Origin of the sequence: Brevibacillus sp. IT-7CA2 (assembly GCF_949767855.1) — a bacterium.
Lineage (GTDB): Bacteria > Bacillota > Bacilli > Brevibacillales > Brevibacillaceae > Brevibacillus.
Map to the genome: position 1 here is coordinate 603,610 of NZ_CATKQT010000022.1, position 15,369 is coordinate 618,978.

Here is a 15,369-nt window from a genome sequence, read left to right on the forward strand (position 1 = left end):
GTCATATGGTTGAGTTCAAGCTTCCAGATGTGGGAGAAGGTATGCATGAAGGAGAAATCGTAAAAGTATTGGTTCGCACAGGTGAATCCGTTCTACTGGATCAGCCATTGCTGGAGGTGCAGACAGACAAGGTGAATGCTGAGTTGTCTGCGCCAGTGACTGGCATCATTCGTGAAATTTTGATATCGGAAGGGGAAACAGTAGAGGTCGGAACTACCCTTCTCGTGATAGATGCAGGAACGGAAGCAAAGAAGGAAGAGACAAAGCTTCCAGAAAAGGTCGTAAACCCGGATAAGACAGTCAATTTTGCACCAGCTCGTGCTGATCACCGCCGCTCATTGGCCACGCCATACGTTCGGCAGCTGGCACGGGAGATGAAGCTGGATATCGAGTTGGTCACGGGTACAGGAGTAGCAGGGCGTGTGACGGAAGAAGATTTGCGCCAAGTCGCCAATCGACTGCAAAAATCAGCACCAGCTAAGTTTCCGACGACGGCTCCTGGCAATGAGCGTCTGTTGGAGGCAAGTACAGTGGCGGTTGAGACTGAACCGGTTGTTCAGCCGAAAACAGGAACCGCTACTCGTGCAGCCACTTCGTCGCAGGGAGATATCGAACGGCTACCGTTAAAAGGCATCCGGAAAAAGATTGCCGAGCATATGGTGAAATCAGTCACAATCATCCCGCATGTTACTTCTGTCGATGAGCTGGAGATGGATCAGCTGCGTGCTTTGCGCGAAAAGTTAAAGCCACATGCGGATAAGCGAAATATCAAGCTGACCTTCCTGCCCTTCTTTATCAAGGCGCTGGTCATTGCACTGAAGGAATTCCCGACGCTGAACGCATCGATTGACGATCGTACGAATGAAATCCTGCTCAAGCGCTTTTACCATATCGGCATTGCAACCGATACGCCTGAGGGCTTGATCGTACCAGTCATCAAGGATGCAGACCACAAATCGATTTTTCAACTCGCAGAAGAAATCGATCAACTGGCACGCTTGGCACGAGAAGGCAAATTGACGATGGAGCACATAACAGGTGGAACCTTCACGATCAGCAATGTAGGACCAATCGGGGGGCTGCAAGCAACTCCAATCATTAATCACCCCGAAGTGGCGATTATCAGTTTGCACAAAATGGAGAAGCGCTGGGTCGTGCGTGAGGATGAAGGGGTTATTCGCTGGATGATGAACCTGTCACTTTCGTTTGATCATCGCCTGATCGATGGCGTGACGGCGGTACGTTTTACCAACCGGATCAAGGAGCTGCTGGAAGATCCGAATCTATTGTTTGCGGAGATGGTATAGATGGTAGTCGGCGAAGTAGCAGTCGAAACAGATGTGGTTGTCATCGGTGGTGGGCCAGGAGGTTATGCAGCCGCTATTCGTCTTGGACAGCTGGGAAAATCAGTCGTTCTGATTGAAAAAGAAGTACTGGGTGGGGTCTGCTTGAATCGCGGATGCATCCCGTCGAAAGCATTGATTCATACAGCAGGCGAATACCACAAGCTAAGTAGTCTGAATAAGGTTGGAATCCAACTGCCGACAGGGAAAGCGACCTTCCATATGCCGAGCTGGCAGACGTGGAAGTCTTCTGTCGTTGCTCAACTGAACAAAGGGGTCGATTATCTCTGTCAGGCCAATGGGGTTACAGTCGTGAAGGGGACAGCGACATTTCTCTCGAGTGATCGGATAGGTGTCGAGACGGGTGGCGATTTTGAAACGTACAAATTTAAACAAGCGATTATCGCGACAGGATCACGTCCATTCATTCCATCATTTTTGAAAACAGATGGAGATTATATTCTGGATTCTACTGATATGCTGGCACTGGATGAAGTACCGGAAACACTGGCCATAATCGGCGGGGGCTATATTGGAATGGAGCTCGGGATGGCTTTCGCCAAGCTTGGATCGCAGGTGACCATCATTGAGGCAACCGAGCGTATTTTGCCGCAAGCAGCTGCCCATCTCTCTCAGGAAGTGCTCAAGCAGGCGAAACAGCTCGGGATGACAGTAAAGCTCGCGACAAAAGTAGAGAAGACTGAGGTAGCGAACGGAAGAGTCACACTCGCATGCACTTCGGAAAAGAACGGTTCCGAAAGTATCACCGCACATAAAACGCTCGTCACTATAGGGCGAGTGCCTAACACAGGTGAACTCGGACTTGCGCAGGCGGGAGTAGAAATGGACGAGCGAGGCTATATTCCCGTGACACCGACTGGCAGTACGAACAAGGCGCATATTTATGCCATCGGCGATGTAACACCTGGCCCTGCGTTAGCCCATCGTGCGACGAAGCAAGGGATTGTGGCTGCCGAGGTGATTGCAGGTCTACCTAGCAGCGTAGATTCCCCTTTTGTACCTTATGTGATTTTTACCGAGCCGCAAATAGCGGGTGTGGGGATGACACGCGAAGAGGCTGAGCTTCAAGGGTACAAAGTCAAGACAGCGGCGTTCCCTTATCGAGCGAATGGCAGAGCACTCGCCATGGATGAAGGAGAAGGTTTTGCGGAAGTGATAGTGGATCAAGAAAGTCATTTATTGTTGGGAATGCACGTTGTAGGTGCTGATGCATCGAATCTGATCGGGGAGGGTGTGCTGGCACTTGAGCTTGCTGCACGTGTAGAAGATGTGGCGTTAACCATGCATCCGCATCCGACTTTAAGCGAGGTATGGCTGGAGGCTGCCGAAGCGGTGTTAGGTCATGCGATTCATATCGTAAACAAATCAAAAGTAGCTGTGAGCAAATAGGTTTATCGTGAAACCTTAAAGATAGGTGACGGATATTCATGACTCTGATCAGCCTCTGAGCCTGTCAAGATTAGCACTTGCATGAATGTGCTACGCTTGAATTAATCTCGTGCAAAGGATGTGTGGTCATTATGAAATTGAATCACGTCAATCTTACTGTTACAGATGTTCCAGCTGCTTCTGATTTCTTGGAGAAATATTTTGGCCTGAAAAAGCTAGATACGTCGGAAGATGCCCGTGGCGAAAATTTTGGGGTCTTATTTGACGATAACGGCTTGGTGTTTACCTTAATGAAGGGTGCCGAAGTCCAATATCCCAAGACATTTCATATCGGCTTCATCCAGGAGAGCGAAGAGAAAGTAAATGAAATCAATCAACGCTTAAAAGAAGATGGTTTCAAAGTAGCATCGCCAGTAAGATCGCATGGTTGGACGTTTTATGTGAAAGCTCCTGGTGGATTTACAGTTGAGGTTCTTGCGTAACGCGTATGCACATAGCCGAAAGCCTTCTTTTTCGTATAAGAAAAGGGGGCTTTCTTTTTTATTGTAAACATCCAGTAAGTCAGAAGGGGTGGGCGATAAAGTTGCAACGCCCACCTTTGGCTTCGATAGAAAGACATTTTTTATACCTGGAGGCTCTCTTTTCTCCCATAATGCAATCCCAATTGATATGCACGGTCCAACAGCTGCTCGATATGCGCAGGATTTTGCGCCAAGGTGTCATAAAGGAACTCAACCCTCGAATCGTCGATCCCGACGTAACTGGAGATTCCTGCATTGAGGTGGTGAACCATCATTTGGTCATAATTTCTTTTTTGAAAATGATCTTCAGGAGCAGCTGCGAGACCGATCCACAATGCATGTTTATGATGTAGTTTACGTGAACCATAGGCAAACCCGTTGTTCCAGACGCGATCGATATATCCTTTTAGCATAGCTGGCATGCTGAACCACCAGATCGGAAAAATGAAGGCTAACGCGTCGTGCTTTTTCATGCGCTCCATTTCAATCTCGACCTCTGCGGAATATTTCTTATCTCCATTGTTCCAATCTGGCTCATCTTCCTCCCATAAAACAGGATGAAAACCACTGCGATGCAAATCCAAAACTTCAACCTCATGTCCTGCATCTTTTAGGCCCTGAACGAAACGATCTGCAACGGCAAAGGTCAAGGAATTGGTTCGTGGATGGGTAACAACTGTCAGTACTTTCATTTTCATACCCCCTCTATTTTTGTAGTAATTTGTACGCCAAAATCTTTGATGCGCTTTCATCTCGCATGTTGCCTCCCGCGATCAGTACGCGATTCGCCATGTTCCTTGCCTCCTGTTTTACAAGTAAGGTGCTGGTATATCCGAATCATGAACCATATAATGGAATGTGAAAAGTACGCACTTTTTTGTGCTTTCGATACCAAAAAGTAACATAGGAACAAAAAGGTTCCTGAAAAAATCGTAAATAATGAGGGAGGATAGCCAATCAATGAGGCCAAAGCTCAAACATACATACCAGATTCCTTCTGAAGCAACGCTAGATGTTTTAGGTGGCAAATGGAAAACCTTAATTTTATGTCAGTTATACTATGGCCCAAAAAGAACGAGCGAATTGAAAAAACAAATGCCGGACATTAGCCAAAAAATCCTGACACAGCAGCTTCGCGAGCTAGAAGAGGACGGAATTGTCATCAGGACCGTGTACAGCCAAGTACCGCCAAAGGTCGAGTATGAATTGAGTGAATTGGGTGAAACGCTCAAACCAATCATGGATCTCATGTGTGAATGGGGCGAACGATACCTTCGGGGGGAAATACCAGGGAAAGAGTCTTAAATACCAATCGGTCGGAGGAGGAACAATCACGGGCATTCCCCCTTGTTTCCACTTGCAGACCCTGCAATAACGCGGTTAGACACAGAGCTTTTGAATGAATTTGACAGAAAGATCAGAAAAGAAAAGGTCGTCAGCTGCCTCATCATTCAAGTCGGTTATCGGGCTTACGAATATCATAAAAACAAGAAGCAAAGCAAGCGCAAAAACTTCAAAAGATCAAAAGTCTGTCGATCCCGCTAAAGGTTCCATTACCTTGTTTCATTTGCTCACGATGAACCCGGCTTCGATTGGCCAGAGTTCGGCGAGTGGCAATCATTTCCCCGGATGCTCCACAGTCCGGATTGGGTGCGATTTGTGCTGGATCGACCGTTGCTTTACCAACCGGGAGAGAAGATGAATTACAATTCTTGTTGTTCGCATTTATTGTCTGCCATCCTGCAAAAGGCAACAGGAATGAGCACATATGATTTTGCCAAAAAGTATCTCTTTCAACCTCTGAACATCGAAGATTCGTATTGGTATTCGGACGGACAAGGGATTCATAACGGGGGAGACGGATTACGCCTTACTTCGCGTGATATGGCAAAGCTAGGATTACTCTATCTGCAAGTCGGTCAATGGCAAGACAAGCAAATCGCTCCAGCAGCATGGGTTCAAGAATCGATTCAAGCGATGACTGGACAGAGGACAACTTCTACTATTTTGCCCTTGGCTTTGGAGGGCAGTACATACTGATTGTTCCTTCGAAAAAGATGATTGTTGTGTGTAGCAGTGAGCTGTACGACCAGTCTTTGCGGCCGCTTGCTTTATTCAGACAGTACATACTACTTGCAGCGGAATAGAACGAAAACCAGTTCAGGACACGAGCAGGTCCTTAGAACTGGTTTCTTTTTACATGAAACATTTTACTTGGATGGTTCGTCTGTATGGACAAGAGTTTTACTGGCATGGAACTGCAGGCGATACAGCATCCAAACTCCCATGATGAGAATGGCTAGCAGGAGGAAGATATTGCTGTACACAGATGCTGCCGGATTTGCCAGTGGATTGATCTTCATCGTTGCATTTTGATTGTCTAGTGCTTTTCCAATCAGGCTCATAGCAACGGCACCTGAGATGAAGTTCAGCATCGAAAATAGTCCCATGCCGACGCCTGTCTGTTCCTTCACGAGCGTTCTCGAAAGTGTATTGGACAAGGCAATTTGCATGAAGGTTTGACCTACATTGCTCAAAATGAGAATGACAGCAATGGTGATTGGCGAGATGCCGACGAAGGTTGAGAGCAGGCTGAAGCATACGAGCATTAAGAAAGCAGCTAGCGAGACAACAAAGAAGTTCCCGCGTTCATCTGCGAGCAAACCACCTTTGCGTCCCAAGAGTGCAGAGGCAATTGCGGCAGGGAAAAGTACAAAGCCGATGTTTCCGGCAGACAACTGATTGAGTGCGCTCAAAAATTGCGGGGTCATGAACATGACACTAAAGCTCAGGGCTGTCGATAGAAAAGCGATGAACAAGCCTACTGAAAAGCTTCGGTTGCGGAATAATGCAGGTTGAATAAAGGGATGTTCGGCAGTCCGAATTCGGACAATGAACATGGCCAACAGCACAATTCCCCCTGCGAATAACAGTCCGCTACTCTCAGTAATCGACAGGAGAAACAAAGCAACCGTTGAAGCCAGTAGTCCTCCTCCGAGAAAGTCTATCGATCCAGGCGCTCCCTTTTCATCGTCCAAATATTTGCGGAAGAATGGGAGAGTAAAGAGCGGTAGCAAAGAAATAAGAAACAGCATGCGCCAGCTTCCAAAGCTAGCCATTAGGCCCGCCACCACCGGACCAAACGCATTTCCCAAGGCGAGTCCGACAGCAGACGTACCAAGTGCTCGTCCTCGTTGTTCAGGAGCGAAATAGCGAATCGGAATAATCATGGCGGTCGCTGGCAGAACCGATGCTCCAGAGGCTTGCAAGATACGTCCAAGAATGATCATCCAATATTCGCTGGCGAGCATCCCTGCAATGGAACCGACTGCGAAAATAAGGAGACCATATGTCAGAAGGTCCTTGAGCCTATATTGGTCAGCGAGCTTGCCAAAAACAACCGAGCCGATGGCATAGACGGTCATGTATCCTGTCATAATCCAACTAACCTGCGAAGGCATCAGATGGAATTCCTGTGCAATTTCCGGTAAAGCTACATTAAACATCGTTCCATTCATGACCGAAAAAATCAAGGTGACGACAAGGACTCGAAGGAGCTTGTTGCTATTCTCCATGGCAAAATCGGAGTGATTCATGTGTATTCCTCCATTTCCAGGGTAGTTCTCAATAGGCATTCAGACCACTCGAATTTGCAAATAGCGTAAGATTCGCTACAATAATGAGAATACCGATGAAATTAGTGCGTTTCCTCATAGTGAGTTTCCTCACTAAATAACTATAAAATAGTGAGTAACCTCTGTAATAGAGGGTATTCGTTTTTCGCACAATTGTCAAGGAGGTCTACCATGTTTCCCAATCAAATGAGTCCACCAGCGATTGATATCATTCACATCCTGATTCGTGCCACCAATTCTATTCAGCGAGAATTCGAGACCAAATTGGCTGCGCTTGATATTCCATACCATATCTCTGGGCCAAGGCTACGGTTGCTTTCTATCGTTTCAGAAGCTGGAAAAATTCGCATGAACGAGCTCGCCGCAAAATTGGGTGTAAAGCCGCGCACCGTCACAGATTTTATAGATGCCTTGGAGCGTGACAAGCTGCTGGTGCGGATCCCTGATCCGACTGATCGCCGTGCCACCTTGATCCAGCTCACGGAATTAGCCCAATCCAGCATTGATCAAGTTTTGGCACTGCAAACGGATATTGCCGAAGATATACTCGAGGATTTGCCAATTGAGCAGCGGAAGCAATTCTACACTCTGCTTTTACAGTTGATTGAAAACAAGGATTTGTCAATCCCGTCCAAGGATGCATTTAAGTAAAGCAACAAGCAGGATGAAAGTGGATAAGGAAGGTCTTGTGTACCCATAATACCTTACATCAAGAGGAAATCGACTACGGACAGACAACAAAGAATTCGAGGTGTTTGGAATGAAAAAATGGAAACTGATATCACTTATGCTGATTACCGCGATGGGGTTAAGTGCATGTGGCGGTGCTGCTGCACCGGATGTGCTGGAGCAAGTAGAGATTGTACCGAAACCTACGTTTACAATAGGGAGTGAAGTCATCTTGAAAGCAAGTCACCAACCGGGGATGCAAGGGGCGAAAGCGAAAATTGTGGGGGCTTACGACACAACAGCCTATTCAGTGACCTATACGCCTACAACGGGTGAGCCCCCTGTGAAGGGTTATAAATGGATCATTCAAGAAGAAATCAAGAACCATATCAAGCAACCGTATAATCCGGGAACGGAAGTCGTCTTGAAGGCGGATCATGTGAAAGGGATGCTCGATGCATCAGCCAAGCTTGATACGGCAAATACAACGACTGTCTATATGATCGATTACACTCCCACGACAGGGGGAGGAGAAGTTAAGAACTACAAATGGGTGACGGAAAACGAGCTATCACCAGTCAAATGATCGATGCCATCTCTTATGAAAAAAGGCAGCCGTGGCTTTTTCAGCGCCTAAGCTGCCTTTCTACTTTTCCATTGATACGAGCTGTTTGATGTTACATGCGACGAGACTTCCACTCAGCGAGCATTTGGTTGAGAGATTCCCTGTATAGGTCAATTGCTTCCAGCGTCTCATGGAATCGCTGCATAACTAGCTCACTTTGCTTCAAATTTTCAATTTGCATTCCTTTTTCTATGACATTCTTTAATGATAGGATTCTCTCTAAACCCTGTATAAACTCTTCCTCAATTGAGTCTGGTGCCATGATGTAATAGCTCACACGGTCGCCAGTCACACTCTTTTTTTCTGCGAATCCAAATTTTTGAAGAATGCGCAGATTGGTAGACACACTTCCTAGACTGACCTGCAAGGTAGTGGCAATCTGCTCGGATGAAAGGGGTTCCTGTGAGACCATCAACAGTCCAATAATCCGACCAGCAATTCTGGATAATCCTTGATTTTCGTGATGGAGAGCCATTTCTTCAATCAATTGCATCGTTTCCGCCGTTAATTTGTCCAACTTCATGACTCCTTTTTCCTCGTTTTGCCCGATTTCCATGCTTTTGTCTATTATACTACCAATCGTCATCGCTTTCTTCAGAAAATACCAAAAGAAAATGCGCCTGCTCTGCTGACAGGCGCTCACGGCATTCATTATTTTAGTGGCGTGGCAGTGCTTTCATGGGTTTGACGAAGGTACTCCATGATCATCAAGGCAGAACCTAGCTGGACACCGCACAATTCGCGAAGCGGACGCATCGACCAGTTAAAAAAGGAGAGTAGCTCTTGCAAGCCTTGATCCAGCCATTTTTCTGAATCTGCTCGAATCTCTGAAAGGGTGATGTTTTCGGGCTGGGCATCTAGCATGCGGATCAGCATGCTGCAGCAGCATAGAGAGCTCCATAAACTGCGTAGTTTCAAGTCAAACATTTCAGCTACTGTTGCGAAGCGCGCTAAAGCTGCATCACTTTCCGCTAATTTTAAATGATGGGAGCGATTTTCCTCCATACCGATCAGAAAATCCTCTACAGATCGCTGAAATCTGGTTGGTACCGTTATGAATGCCTGTGCGCTTTGGTACTGTTTGGATAAAAAAGCAATCTGTTCCTCTTCCAGTTTGGCTATGTCCAGCGTAGCATCCTTGTAGCTATGTTTGGTTTCAGACTTATCTCCCATCCTTGGATCCGTAAACAACGATAATTCCGAAACAAGGCAAAAGGTATGATAACGTGCCCCGGCATAATCGCGGGATGAGCCCCCCATGAGGATTGCTTTCGCAGGGTCTTCTCCAGTAGGCAGGATACTTTCGTAGTAATCGTACATAGTAGACAGCTCAGGCAGCTGATAAAGACCATCTTGGATAGGTGGCATGAATGGCGCTTCCGGTTCGCCGATCATCAGCGGTAATTGATGGTCATGGGTCAGTTTTATGATCTGTTGGCACACAGCGTCAGGAAGAGGAGTCGATACATAATAAAACGTTCCGGTTTGATCGGAGCTGTGCAAGCTGTTGAGGAAATGCGGCTTGGCTTCATCAATCGCCCGCATAAATGCTACGGTTTCAGGAATGGGCTCGCTGAAGCTGAACGTTTTATACGCATATGGGAAAGTCCATTCAACCTGTTCGAGCATACTGGGACGATAGTAGCTGCGGATGTAACGGTCTGGAGAAAAGGGGCCGCCGTACCATCCTTCATTCAGTCGGCAACCATCTACATCGATTTCTTTGACGATATAAAAGGTATAATCCATTTGCTCTAATAGGGCAGTATCCTCACATAGCTTTTTGCTGAGGTACTCTAGGGATAGAGCTCCAATCGGCTCATTCGGATGCGGACAACCGACGAACAGCGCGCGATGCTGACCATTTCCAATTCGCAGCATGAGGATTGGGTGTCCGTCAGTAGAGTGACCAACGGTACTGAGGGTAACAAGATGTGGAAAGGCAGCTGCCAATTCACGGGAAGAGGTGTCCAATTCCTCAATCGTTAGAAAACGCGAGTAATCAGGCATGTCTTGCAGCAGTTTTTGTATAAAATCAGTCAAGCTCCTCACTCCTTTTGAGATGGATAAGAAAGGAAGAAACAAAAGCGATTCCTGCACCTACTAGCAACAAGGAAAAACCAGCTTGAAAGGAGAACGCCTGAATGAATGCGCCCATCGCTATTGGTGTAAGAATACTTGCCAGTTTTCCTCCGGTTAACAAGATGCCACTAGCAGTGCCCAAAGCGTCTGAGGGAATGATACGCATGGTAAGTCCAAGAATAGGTTGAGTGGTAAGGGAGAGAAAAAACAAAGAGATCGACTCAAAAAACAAAAACTGGTTGACATTTTCAGATAGGATCATAAGCGTAAGGAAAATCGTTGCGAACAGAAGGGACGGAATGACCATCGTTCGAAACTTTTGATGAAAATAACGGTCAAACAACCAACCGCCAGCCAAATTGCCAAGCATGGAAATGAGAAGAGGAAGCGATGCGTATAAGCCTGATTGGGTAATAGAGAGATGTTTTTCAGTTGTTAAGTAGGTAGGTACCCATGTCAAGCATCCAACCATCACGATTTGTACGCCGCAGAGCATACTTGTTAGTTTCCACAAATGCCCGTTCCGGAAAAGAGACATGAAAGGGATAGGTTTCGACTTTGATGTAGAGCATGAAGGTTGTTCAATTACGAAAGGACGGGGAAGGAATATCCCGAGAATGGGGGCCAAGATCAGGCCGATTGCTGCTGTAACAAAAGCAGCTTCCTGCCATCCCAGTATCGCAATCAACGGTGCTACTAGAAAAGGGGCAAGTCCAGTCCCAATTGGTTCGGCTGATGAAACGATGGATAATGTGGTCGTACGGATGTTGGCTGGTGTTCGTTCGGCAATTGCTTTTAACATAGCAGGCAGTAGTGGGGCATCGATAAACCCCAACAAAAAACGGATAACGAGTAAGGCTGCAAAACTTGTGACCGCCCCTGTAAGCGCAGTCAATATTGCCCACAGTACCAAGCTGATCACAATAATCTGCTTCGATCCTCGCTTATCAGCAATGATCCCTCCTGGAATGGTAAAAATCGCGAAGCCCAAAAAATAAACACTCACGATCGCACCTTGTTCCACTGGGTTCAGATGAAATTCCTCTCCAATAAGTGGTAATGCCATAATGATGCTGTACGAGCCAAGAACCCCTACGAGCGAAGTAACAAACAAGAGCATAGCACTGATCGAAGCAGCCTTTTTCATATGCATCACCTCCTAAGATGTGTTATGTGTATTATCTTAAGTATTTTCAGTTATTTTAGTCAATACTGAAATTACTGAAACGAGTGAAAATATTGTCTCCCGAACATTGGAATAGGAATATTTTGAGTATGGGTAATGAGCTTTTTGGGGTGCGCTCTATGCTGTTCAGTGAACACGGGATAAGTGAGCTAGCCGATTAGCCCGAATACATGTTGGGCCATATACGAATGAAACGTATTGCTCTTTTTTTCGTGACATTCCACAAATAATGTATTATAGTAAGCTTATTACAAATAGTAAGTAAAAGAAATGCAAGTTCATCACTGAATAGAGACAGTCGTTTATGGTCAGCTTGACTGTAGTACGAAAAATAACATTTTATAAAAACGAGGAGGAACACTCCCATGAATTTTCATCAAAGCCCGAATACATTTGTCCGACAAGTCAATCTCAAGGTGCAAAACCTGGATCGATCCCTGGCTTATTATCAGGAGGTGATCGGATTTAAAATCTTGAACCAATCTGCCACAAAGGCGGAACTGACTGCGGACGGCAAAACAGTGCTGCTATCCATTGAACAACTCCATGACGCTCTACCGAAACAAAATCATACGACAGGCTTGTATCATTTTGCGCTATTGTTGCCAAAACGCTCTGATTTGGCTAGCGTTGTGCGACACTTCTCTGCGTTGAATTTGCGTATCGGGTCTTCAGATCATCTCGTTAGTGAAGCGCTATACTTATCGGACCCGGATGGAAATGGGATTGAAATTTACGTCGATCGTGATCCTAATCAATGGAGCTGGCATGAAGGCACCGTAGACATGGCAACGGATCCACTGAATTTTACAGATTTGTTGTCCAATGGGGAACAAACAGCGTGGAAAGGTCTGCCTGCTGGGACCATTATGGGACATATTCATCTGCATGTATCGAAATTGAACGAAGCTGAACATTTTTATACCAAAGGACTTGGCTTTGAAGTAGTGAACCGGTATGGAGCACAAGCACTGTTCATCTCCACTGGAAAGTACCATCATCATATCGGGTTGAATACGTGGGCGGGTGTCGGCGCTCCACCGCCACATCCTAAAAGTCCAGGACTCGAATCGTTTGTCATGGTGCTCCCGAATGAGGAAGCGAGAAATCGTGTAATCACTCAGTTAAGAGAAATCGGTGCGTCCGTTCGGGAGGAGAGCGGTCATTTTGTTACGGAGGATCCTTCTGGAAATCGGATTCAATTGCACATGTAATTGGAAGGCGAAGGAGAGCTTTCATTTCGCATAACGAAAACGACCTGTGGGTTGCATGAATGGTTTTCCATCGTGCTACCTACAGGTCGTTTATTTATTATATCCGTTTTTCTTAGTACTTTCTCGTGAGGATTCGAGAATTCTGTCCGTCTACAGTGATCTCCCAGCCTCTTGGTATTTCATAAGCAAAGGATGGCGAAGGATGCTTGATCGCTTCAATGCTGGATTCAGTAGGGATACTGGTGATATTTACGATATGTTTTTCAAAGAGATTTAGATTTACTACGACCCAGCCATAGGGTACAGGCTGGCTGGTAGCGACCCATTTATTCTCCAGCTCTTGAGGTTGGTATCGTTTTTTCGTCTCATTTCTGATATCCAAATAAGCTTGTCTCTTGCTGTTATAACCTCGACCGATTTCTACCCAGCCAGAAGGGATGTTAAAGCTGTAGATTCTTTCCACCTGTCCATAATTAGCGCCAATAATATATTTTGCTACTTCATAGCCAAGCTGACCATTACGATGTGGCTCTTTTTCAATAGAGACCCATCCATTCGGAAAGAACGTATCGTATGCCACTACTAACGTATCACCGTACCGCCAGTTTCCTTCAAAGATATTTTTTTGTGGACGGACGAAAGACTCTTTTCCTTTTGCTCCCGCATCTGCTGCTTGAGTCGGGACGATCAGGAATGATGATGCCAAAACGAGAATACCCAAACTTTTTGCCAATTTTTTCATAGCTTTTCTCCTCCATATGTATGCAAGAAATAAAATGAATTCAATTACGATTAGATAAATTCAAAATAGTTTTGTAAATTCCTTCTTTTGTTGGAAAAAATTATATAATACCGCGATGGTTGATGGAACTCCTATGCAGCACCGGGTAAGCTAAGTAAAATTAAGTTGCAACTAAATTATGGTTATGATAAAATCCAGTTAAATCAATGACAGGAGCTGAAAGGTATAATGGATTCTTTTCTTGCTTAAAAAATAAAACAGAAAAGCGATACTCATCGCATGTTTTATTCTTTCTACGCAAGAAAGTTACATTATCTTTTCACTCAATCAATATATCCTTATCTAACTCCTTTTTGAGTTGGATTTGCTGTATTTATTTGAGCTACAAGAGAGGGTAACTTTCTTGTAGCTTTTTGATTTTTAATACAGGAGGATGATTGTATGTCATTAATCAATGTGACGAACCTGACGTTCGCGTATGAGGGCAGTTTCGATAATATCTTTGAAAACGTGAGCTTCCAACTCGATACAGATTGGAAATTGGGCTTTACAGGAAGAAACGGAAGAGGGAAGACGACCTTCCTCAATCTGTTGCTGGGAAAATATGAGTACAGCGGAAAGATCACCGCGCATGTCAGCTTTGAATACTTTCCTTTCCAAGTCGAGCACAAGGAATATCTTACGCTTGATATTATCGAAGATATTATCCCAGACTATCAGCTTTGGGAATTAATGCGTGAGTTCTCGCTCCTCAATGTATCGGAGGATGTCCTGTATCGCCCCTTCGAATCCTTGTCCAACGGTGAGCAAACGAAAGTAATGTTAGCAGCCTTATTTCTTAAGGAAAATAGCTTTTTGTTAATTGATGAACCAACGAATCACCTAGATATGCATGCACGACAGCTCGTCAGTGATTACCTCAATAGTAAAAGCGGATATATTCTGGTGTCGCATGACCGAGCATTTCTTGATAACTGCGTCGATCACATCCTTTCCATCAATAAGACCAACATCGAAGTTCAAAAAGGCAATTTCTCCGATTGGTGGGAAAATAAACAGCGTCAGGATAACTATGAACTCGCTGAGAACGAGAAGCTGAAAAAAGACATTAAACGCTTATCGGATGCAGCGAAACGAACAAGCAACTGGTCGCACGCCGTGGAAAAAACGAAAAATGGTACCTTAAATTCCGGTTCCAAGGTAGATAAAGGATATATTGGACATAAGGCAGCGAAAATGATGCAACGCTCCAAATCGATTGAGCAAAGACAGCAATCCGCAATCGATGAAAAATCGAAGCTCCTGAAAAACATTGAAAACCAGGATAGCTTAAAGATTTCACAGCTTGCTTATCATAAAAATCAATTGGTCGAACTAGAGAAGGTTTCGATTTATTACGGAGAGAAGCTGGTTTGCTCAGATATCAATTTTAAGATTGAACAGGGGGAGCGTATTGCGCTGGCAGGAAAGAATGGCTCTGGAAAATCCAGCATTCTCAAGCTCATTTGCGGGGAAAACATCGATCATTCTGGCACCTTCCGAAAGGGGAGCCAACTGAAAATCTCGTATGTATCTCAAGACACTTCCCATCTAAAGGGAAATCTAACGGACTTTGCGCGAGACAACGGGATTGATGAAAGCCTGTTTAAATCGATTTTGCGAAAGCTGGATTTTTCCCGCGTGCAATTTGAGAAGGACATCTCCGCTTTTAGCGGCGGTCAGAAGAAGAAAGTATTGATTGCGAAAAGTCTTTGCGAGAAAGCCCATCTCCATATTTGGGATGAGCCGCTAAACTTTATTGATGTCATTTCGCGCATGCAAATTGAAGAGCTGCTTCTCGAACACTCGCCAACGATCCTTTTTGTGGAGCATGACAGGGAGTTTTGCAATAACATTGCTACGAAGATTGTTGAACTGTAACGTACAGCAACTGGAAACAAGA

The 15,369-nt window shown here is 45.3% G+C and carries 15 protein-coding genes; 9 read left to right on the forward strand and 6 right to left on the reverse strand.

Annotated features, from left to right (window positions below; genetic code table 11):
- Positions 1–5: 5 nt before the first annotated feature.
- From ACM6JA_RS15885 to ACM6JA_RS15895, 3 genes are all read left to right on the forward strand, one after another.
- Positions 6–1,307 carry a dihydrolipoamide acetyltransferase family protein gene (locus ACM6JA_RS15885; RefSeq protein WP_414853048.1) on the forward strand — a complete coding sequence of 434 codons (1,302 nt, stop codon included), beginning with the start codon at positions 6–8 and terminating at the stop codon, positions 1,305–1,307.
- A complete protein-coding gene (lpdA, locus tag ACM6JA_RS15890; RefSeq protein WP_414853049.1) occupies positions 1,308–2,753 on the forward strand; it encodes a dihydrolipoyl dehydrogenase in 1,446 nt (481 codons plus the stop codon).
- A gap of 131 nt (positions 2,754–2,884) precedes the next feature.
- Positions 2,885–3,235, forward strand: a complete 351-nt coding sequence (locus ACM6JA_RS15895; protein WP_414853050.1) for a VOC family protein — start codon at positions 2,885–2,887, stop codon at positions 3,233–3,235.
- A 140-nt stretch (positions 3,236–3,375) separates the two neighbouring features.
- Here ACM6JA_RS15895 and ACM6JA_RS15900 read toward each other — a convergent pair whose 3' ends face one another.
- Positions 3,376–3,966, reverse strand: a complete 591-nt coding sequence (locus ACM6JA_RS15900; RefSeq protein WP_414853051.1) for an NAD(P)H oxidoreductase — start codon at positions 3,964–3,966, stop codon at positions 3,376–3,378.
- Positions 3,967–4,234: 268 nt separating this feature from the next.
- Between ACM6JA_RS15900 and ACM6JA_RS15905 the strand changes: the two genes are divergently transcribed.
- Complete coding sequence (locus ACM6JA_RS15905) at positions 4,235–4,579, forward strand: winged helix-turn-helix transcriptional regulator (protein WP_007721669.1); 345 nt, start codon at positions 4,235–4,237, stop codon at positions 4,577–4,579.
- 324 nt (positions 4,580–4,903) lie between these two features.
- Entirely contained in the window at positions 4,904–5,314 is a 411-nt protein-coding gene (locus ACM6JA_RS15910) for a serine hydrolase domain-containing protein (protein ID WP_414853052.1), read from the forward strand.
- A 170-nt stretch (positions 5,315–5,484) separates the two neighbouring features.
- On the opposite strand, the gene ACM6JA_RS15915 is transcribed toward ACM6JA_RS15910, so the two are convergent.
- On the reverse strand, positions 5,485–6,870 hold the full coding sequence (locus tag ACM6JA_RS15915) for an MFS transporter (protein WP_414853053.1): 1,386 nt from the start codon (positions 6,868–6,870) through the stop codon (positions 5,485–5,487).
- A 210-nt stretch (positions 6,871–7,080) separates the two neighbouring features.
- Here ACM6JA_RS15915 and ACM6JA_RS15920 point away from each other — a divergent pair, with 210 nt between their 5' ends.
- Entirely contained in the window at positions 7,081–7,560 is a 480-nt protein-coding gene (locus ACM6JA_RS15920) for a MarR family winged helix-turn-helix transcriptional regulator (protein ID WP_414853054.1), read from the forward strand.
- Positions 7,561–7,669: 109 nt separating this feature from the next.
- Positions 7,670–8,164, forward strand: a complete 495-nt coding sequence (locus ACM6JA_RS15925) for a DUF1541 domain-containing protein (RefSeq protein WP_414853055.1) — start codon at positions 7,670–7,672, stop codon at positions 8,162–8,164.
- A 91-nt stretch (positions 8,165–8,255) separates the two neighbouring features.
- Here the strand turns inward: ACM6JA_RS15925 and ACM6JA_RS15930 are convergent, their stop codons facing one another.
- The 3 genes from ACM6JA_RS15930 to ACM6JA_RS15940 all read right to left on the reverse strand — a co-directional run bounded on the left by ACM6JA_RS15930 (position 8,256) and on the right by ACM6JA_RS15940 (position 11,432).
- Positions 8,256–8,759, reverse strand: a complete 504-nt coding sequence (locus ACM6JA_RS15930; RefSeq protein ID WP_414853056.1) for a GbsR/MarR family transcriptional regulator — start codon at positions 8,757–8,759, stop codon at positions 8,256–8,258.
- A 95-nt stretch (positions 8,760–8,854) separates the two neighbouring features.
- On the reverse strand, positions 8,855–10,246 hold the full coding sequence (locus ACM6JA_RS15935) for a M14 family zinc carboxypeptidase (protein WP_414853057.1): 1,392 nt from the start codon (positions 10,244–10,246) through the stop codon (positions 8,855–8,857).
- Complete coding sequence (locus ACM6JA_RS15940; protein ID WP_414853058.1) at positions 10,239–11,432, reverse strand: MFS transporter; 1,194 nt, start codon at positions 11,430–11,432, stop codon at positions 10,239–10,241. The genes ACM6JA_RS15935 and ACM6JA_RS15940 overlap by 8 nt, the downstream gene beginning before the upstream one ends.
- Before the next feature lie 404 nt (positions 11,433–11,836).
- On the opposite strand from ACM6JA_RS15940, the gene ACM6JA_RS15945 reads away from it, so the two are divergent.
- On the forward strand, positions 11,837–12,685 hold the full coding sequence (locus tag ACM6JA_RS15945) for a VOC family protein (RefSeq protein ID WP_414853059.1): 849 nt from the start codon (positions 11,837–11,839) through the stop codon (positions 12,683–12,685).
- A gap of 112 nt (positions 12,686–12,797) precedes the next feature.
- On the opposite strand, the gene ACM6JA_RS15950 is transcribed toward ACM6JA_RS15945, so the two are convergent.
- Positions 12,798–13,427: a hypothetical protein gene (locus tag ACM6JA_RS15950; protein ID WP_414853060.1), complete on the reverse strand. Its 630-nt coding sequence runs from the start codon at positions 13,425–13,427 to the stop codon at positions 12,798–12,800.
- A 441-nt stretch (positions 13,428–13,868) separates the two neighbouring features.
- Here ACM6JA_RS15950 and ACM6JA_RS15955 point away from each other — a divergent pair, with 441 nt between their 5' ends.
- Positions 13,869–15,347, forward strand: a complete 1,479-nt coding sequence (locus tag ACM6JA_RS15955; RefSeq protein WP_414853061.1) for an Lsa family ABC-F type ribosomal protection protein — start codon at positions 13,869–13,871, stop codon at positions 15,345–15,347.
- Positions 15,348–15,369: the final 22 nt, after the last annotated feature.

Coding starts and splice junctions, on each gene's coding strand:
- ACM6JA_RS15950 (WP_414853060.1), bottom strand. CDS start 13,427: ATGAAAAAATTGGCAAAAAGTTTGGGTATTCTCGTTTTGGCATCATCA.
- ACM6JA_RS15920 (WP_414853054.1), top strand. CDS start 7,081: ATGTTTCCCAATCAAATGAGTCCACCAGCGATTGATATCATTCACATC.
- ACM6JA_RS15930 (WP_414853056.1), bottom strand. CDS start 8,759: ATGGAAATCGGGCAAAACGAGGAAAAAGGAGTCATGAAGTTGGACAAA.
- ACM6JA_RS15945 (WP_414853059.1), top strand. CDS start 11,837: ATGAATTTTCATCAAAGCCCGAATACATTTGTCCGACAAGTCAATCTC.
- ACM6JA_RS15925 (WP_414853055.1), top strand. CDS start 7,670: ATGAAAAAATGGAAACTGATATCACTTATGCTGATTACCGCGATGGGG.
- ACM6JA_RS15940 (WP_414853058.1), bottom strand. CDS start 11,432: ATGAAAAAGGCTGCTTCGATCAGTGCTATGCTCTTGTTTGTTACTTCG.
- ACM6JA_RS15910 (WP_414853052.1), top strand. CDS start 4,904: ATGCTCCACAGTCCGGATTGGGTGCGATTTGTGCTGGATCGACCGTTG.
- ACM6JA_RS15915 (WP_414853053.1), bottom strand. CDS start 6,870: ATGAATCACTCCGATTTTGCCATGGAGAATAGCAACAAGCTCCTTCGA.
- ACM6JA_RS15955 (WP_414853061.1), top strand. CDS start 13,869: ATGTCATTAATCAATGTGACGAACCTGACGTTCGCGTATGAGGGCAGT.
- ACM6JA_RS15900 (WP_414853051.1), bottom strand. CDS start 3,966: ATGAAAGTACTGACAGTTGTTACCCATCCACGAACCAATTCCTTGACC.
- ACM6JA_RS15895 (WP_414853050.1), top strand. CDS start 2,885: ATGAAATTGAATCACGTCAATCTTACTGTTACAGATGTTCCAGCTGCT.
- lpdA (WP_414853049.1), top strand. CDS start 1,308: ATGGTAGTCGGCGAAGTAGCAGTCGAAACAGATGTGGTTGTCATCGGT.
- ACM6JA_RS15885 (WP_414853048.1), top strand. CDS start 6: ATGGTTGAGTTCAAGCTTCCAGATGTGGGAGAAGGTATGCATGAAGGA.
- ACM6JA_RS15905 (WP_007721669.1), top strand. CDS start 4,235: ATGAGGCCAAAGCTCAAACATACATACCAGATTCCTTCTGAAGCAACG.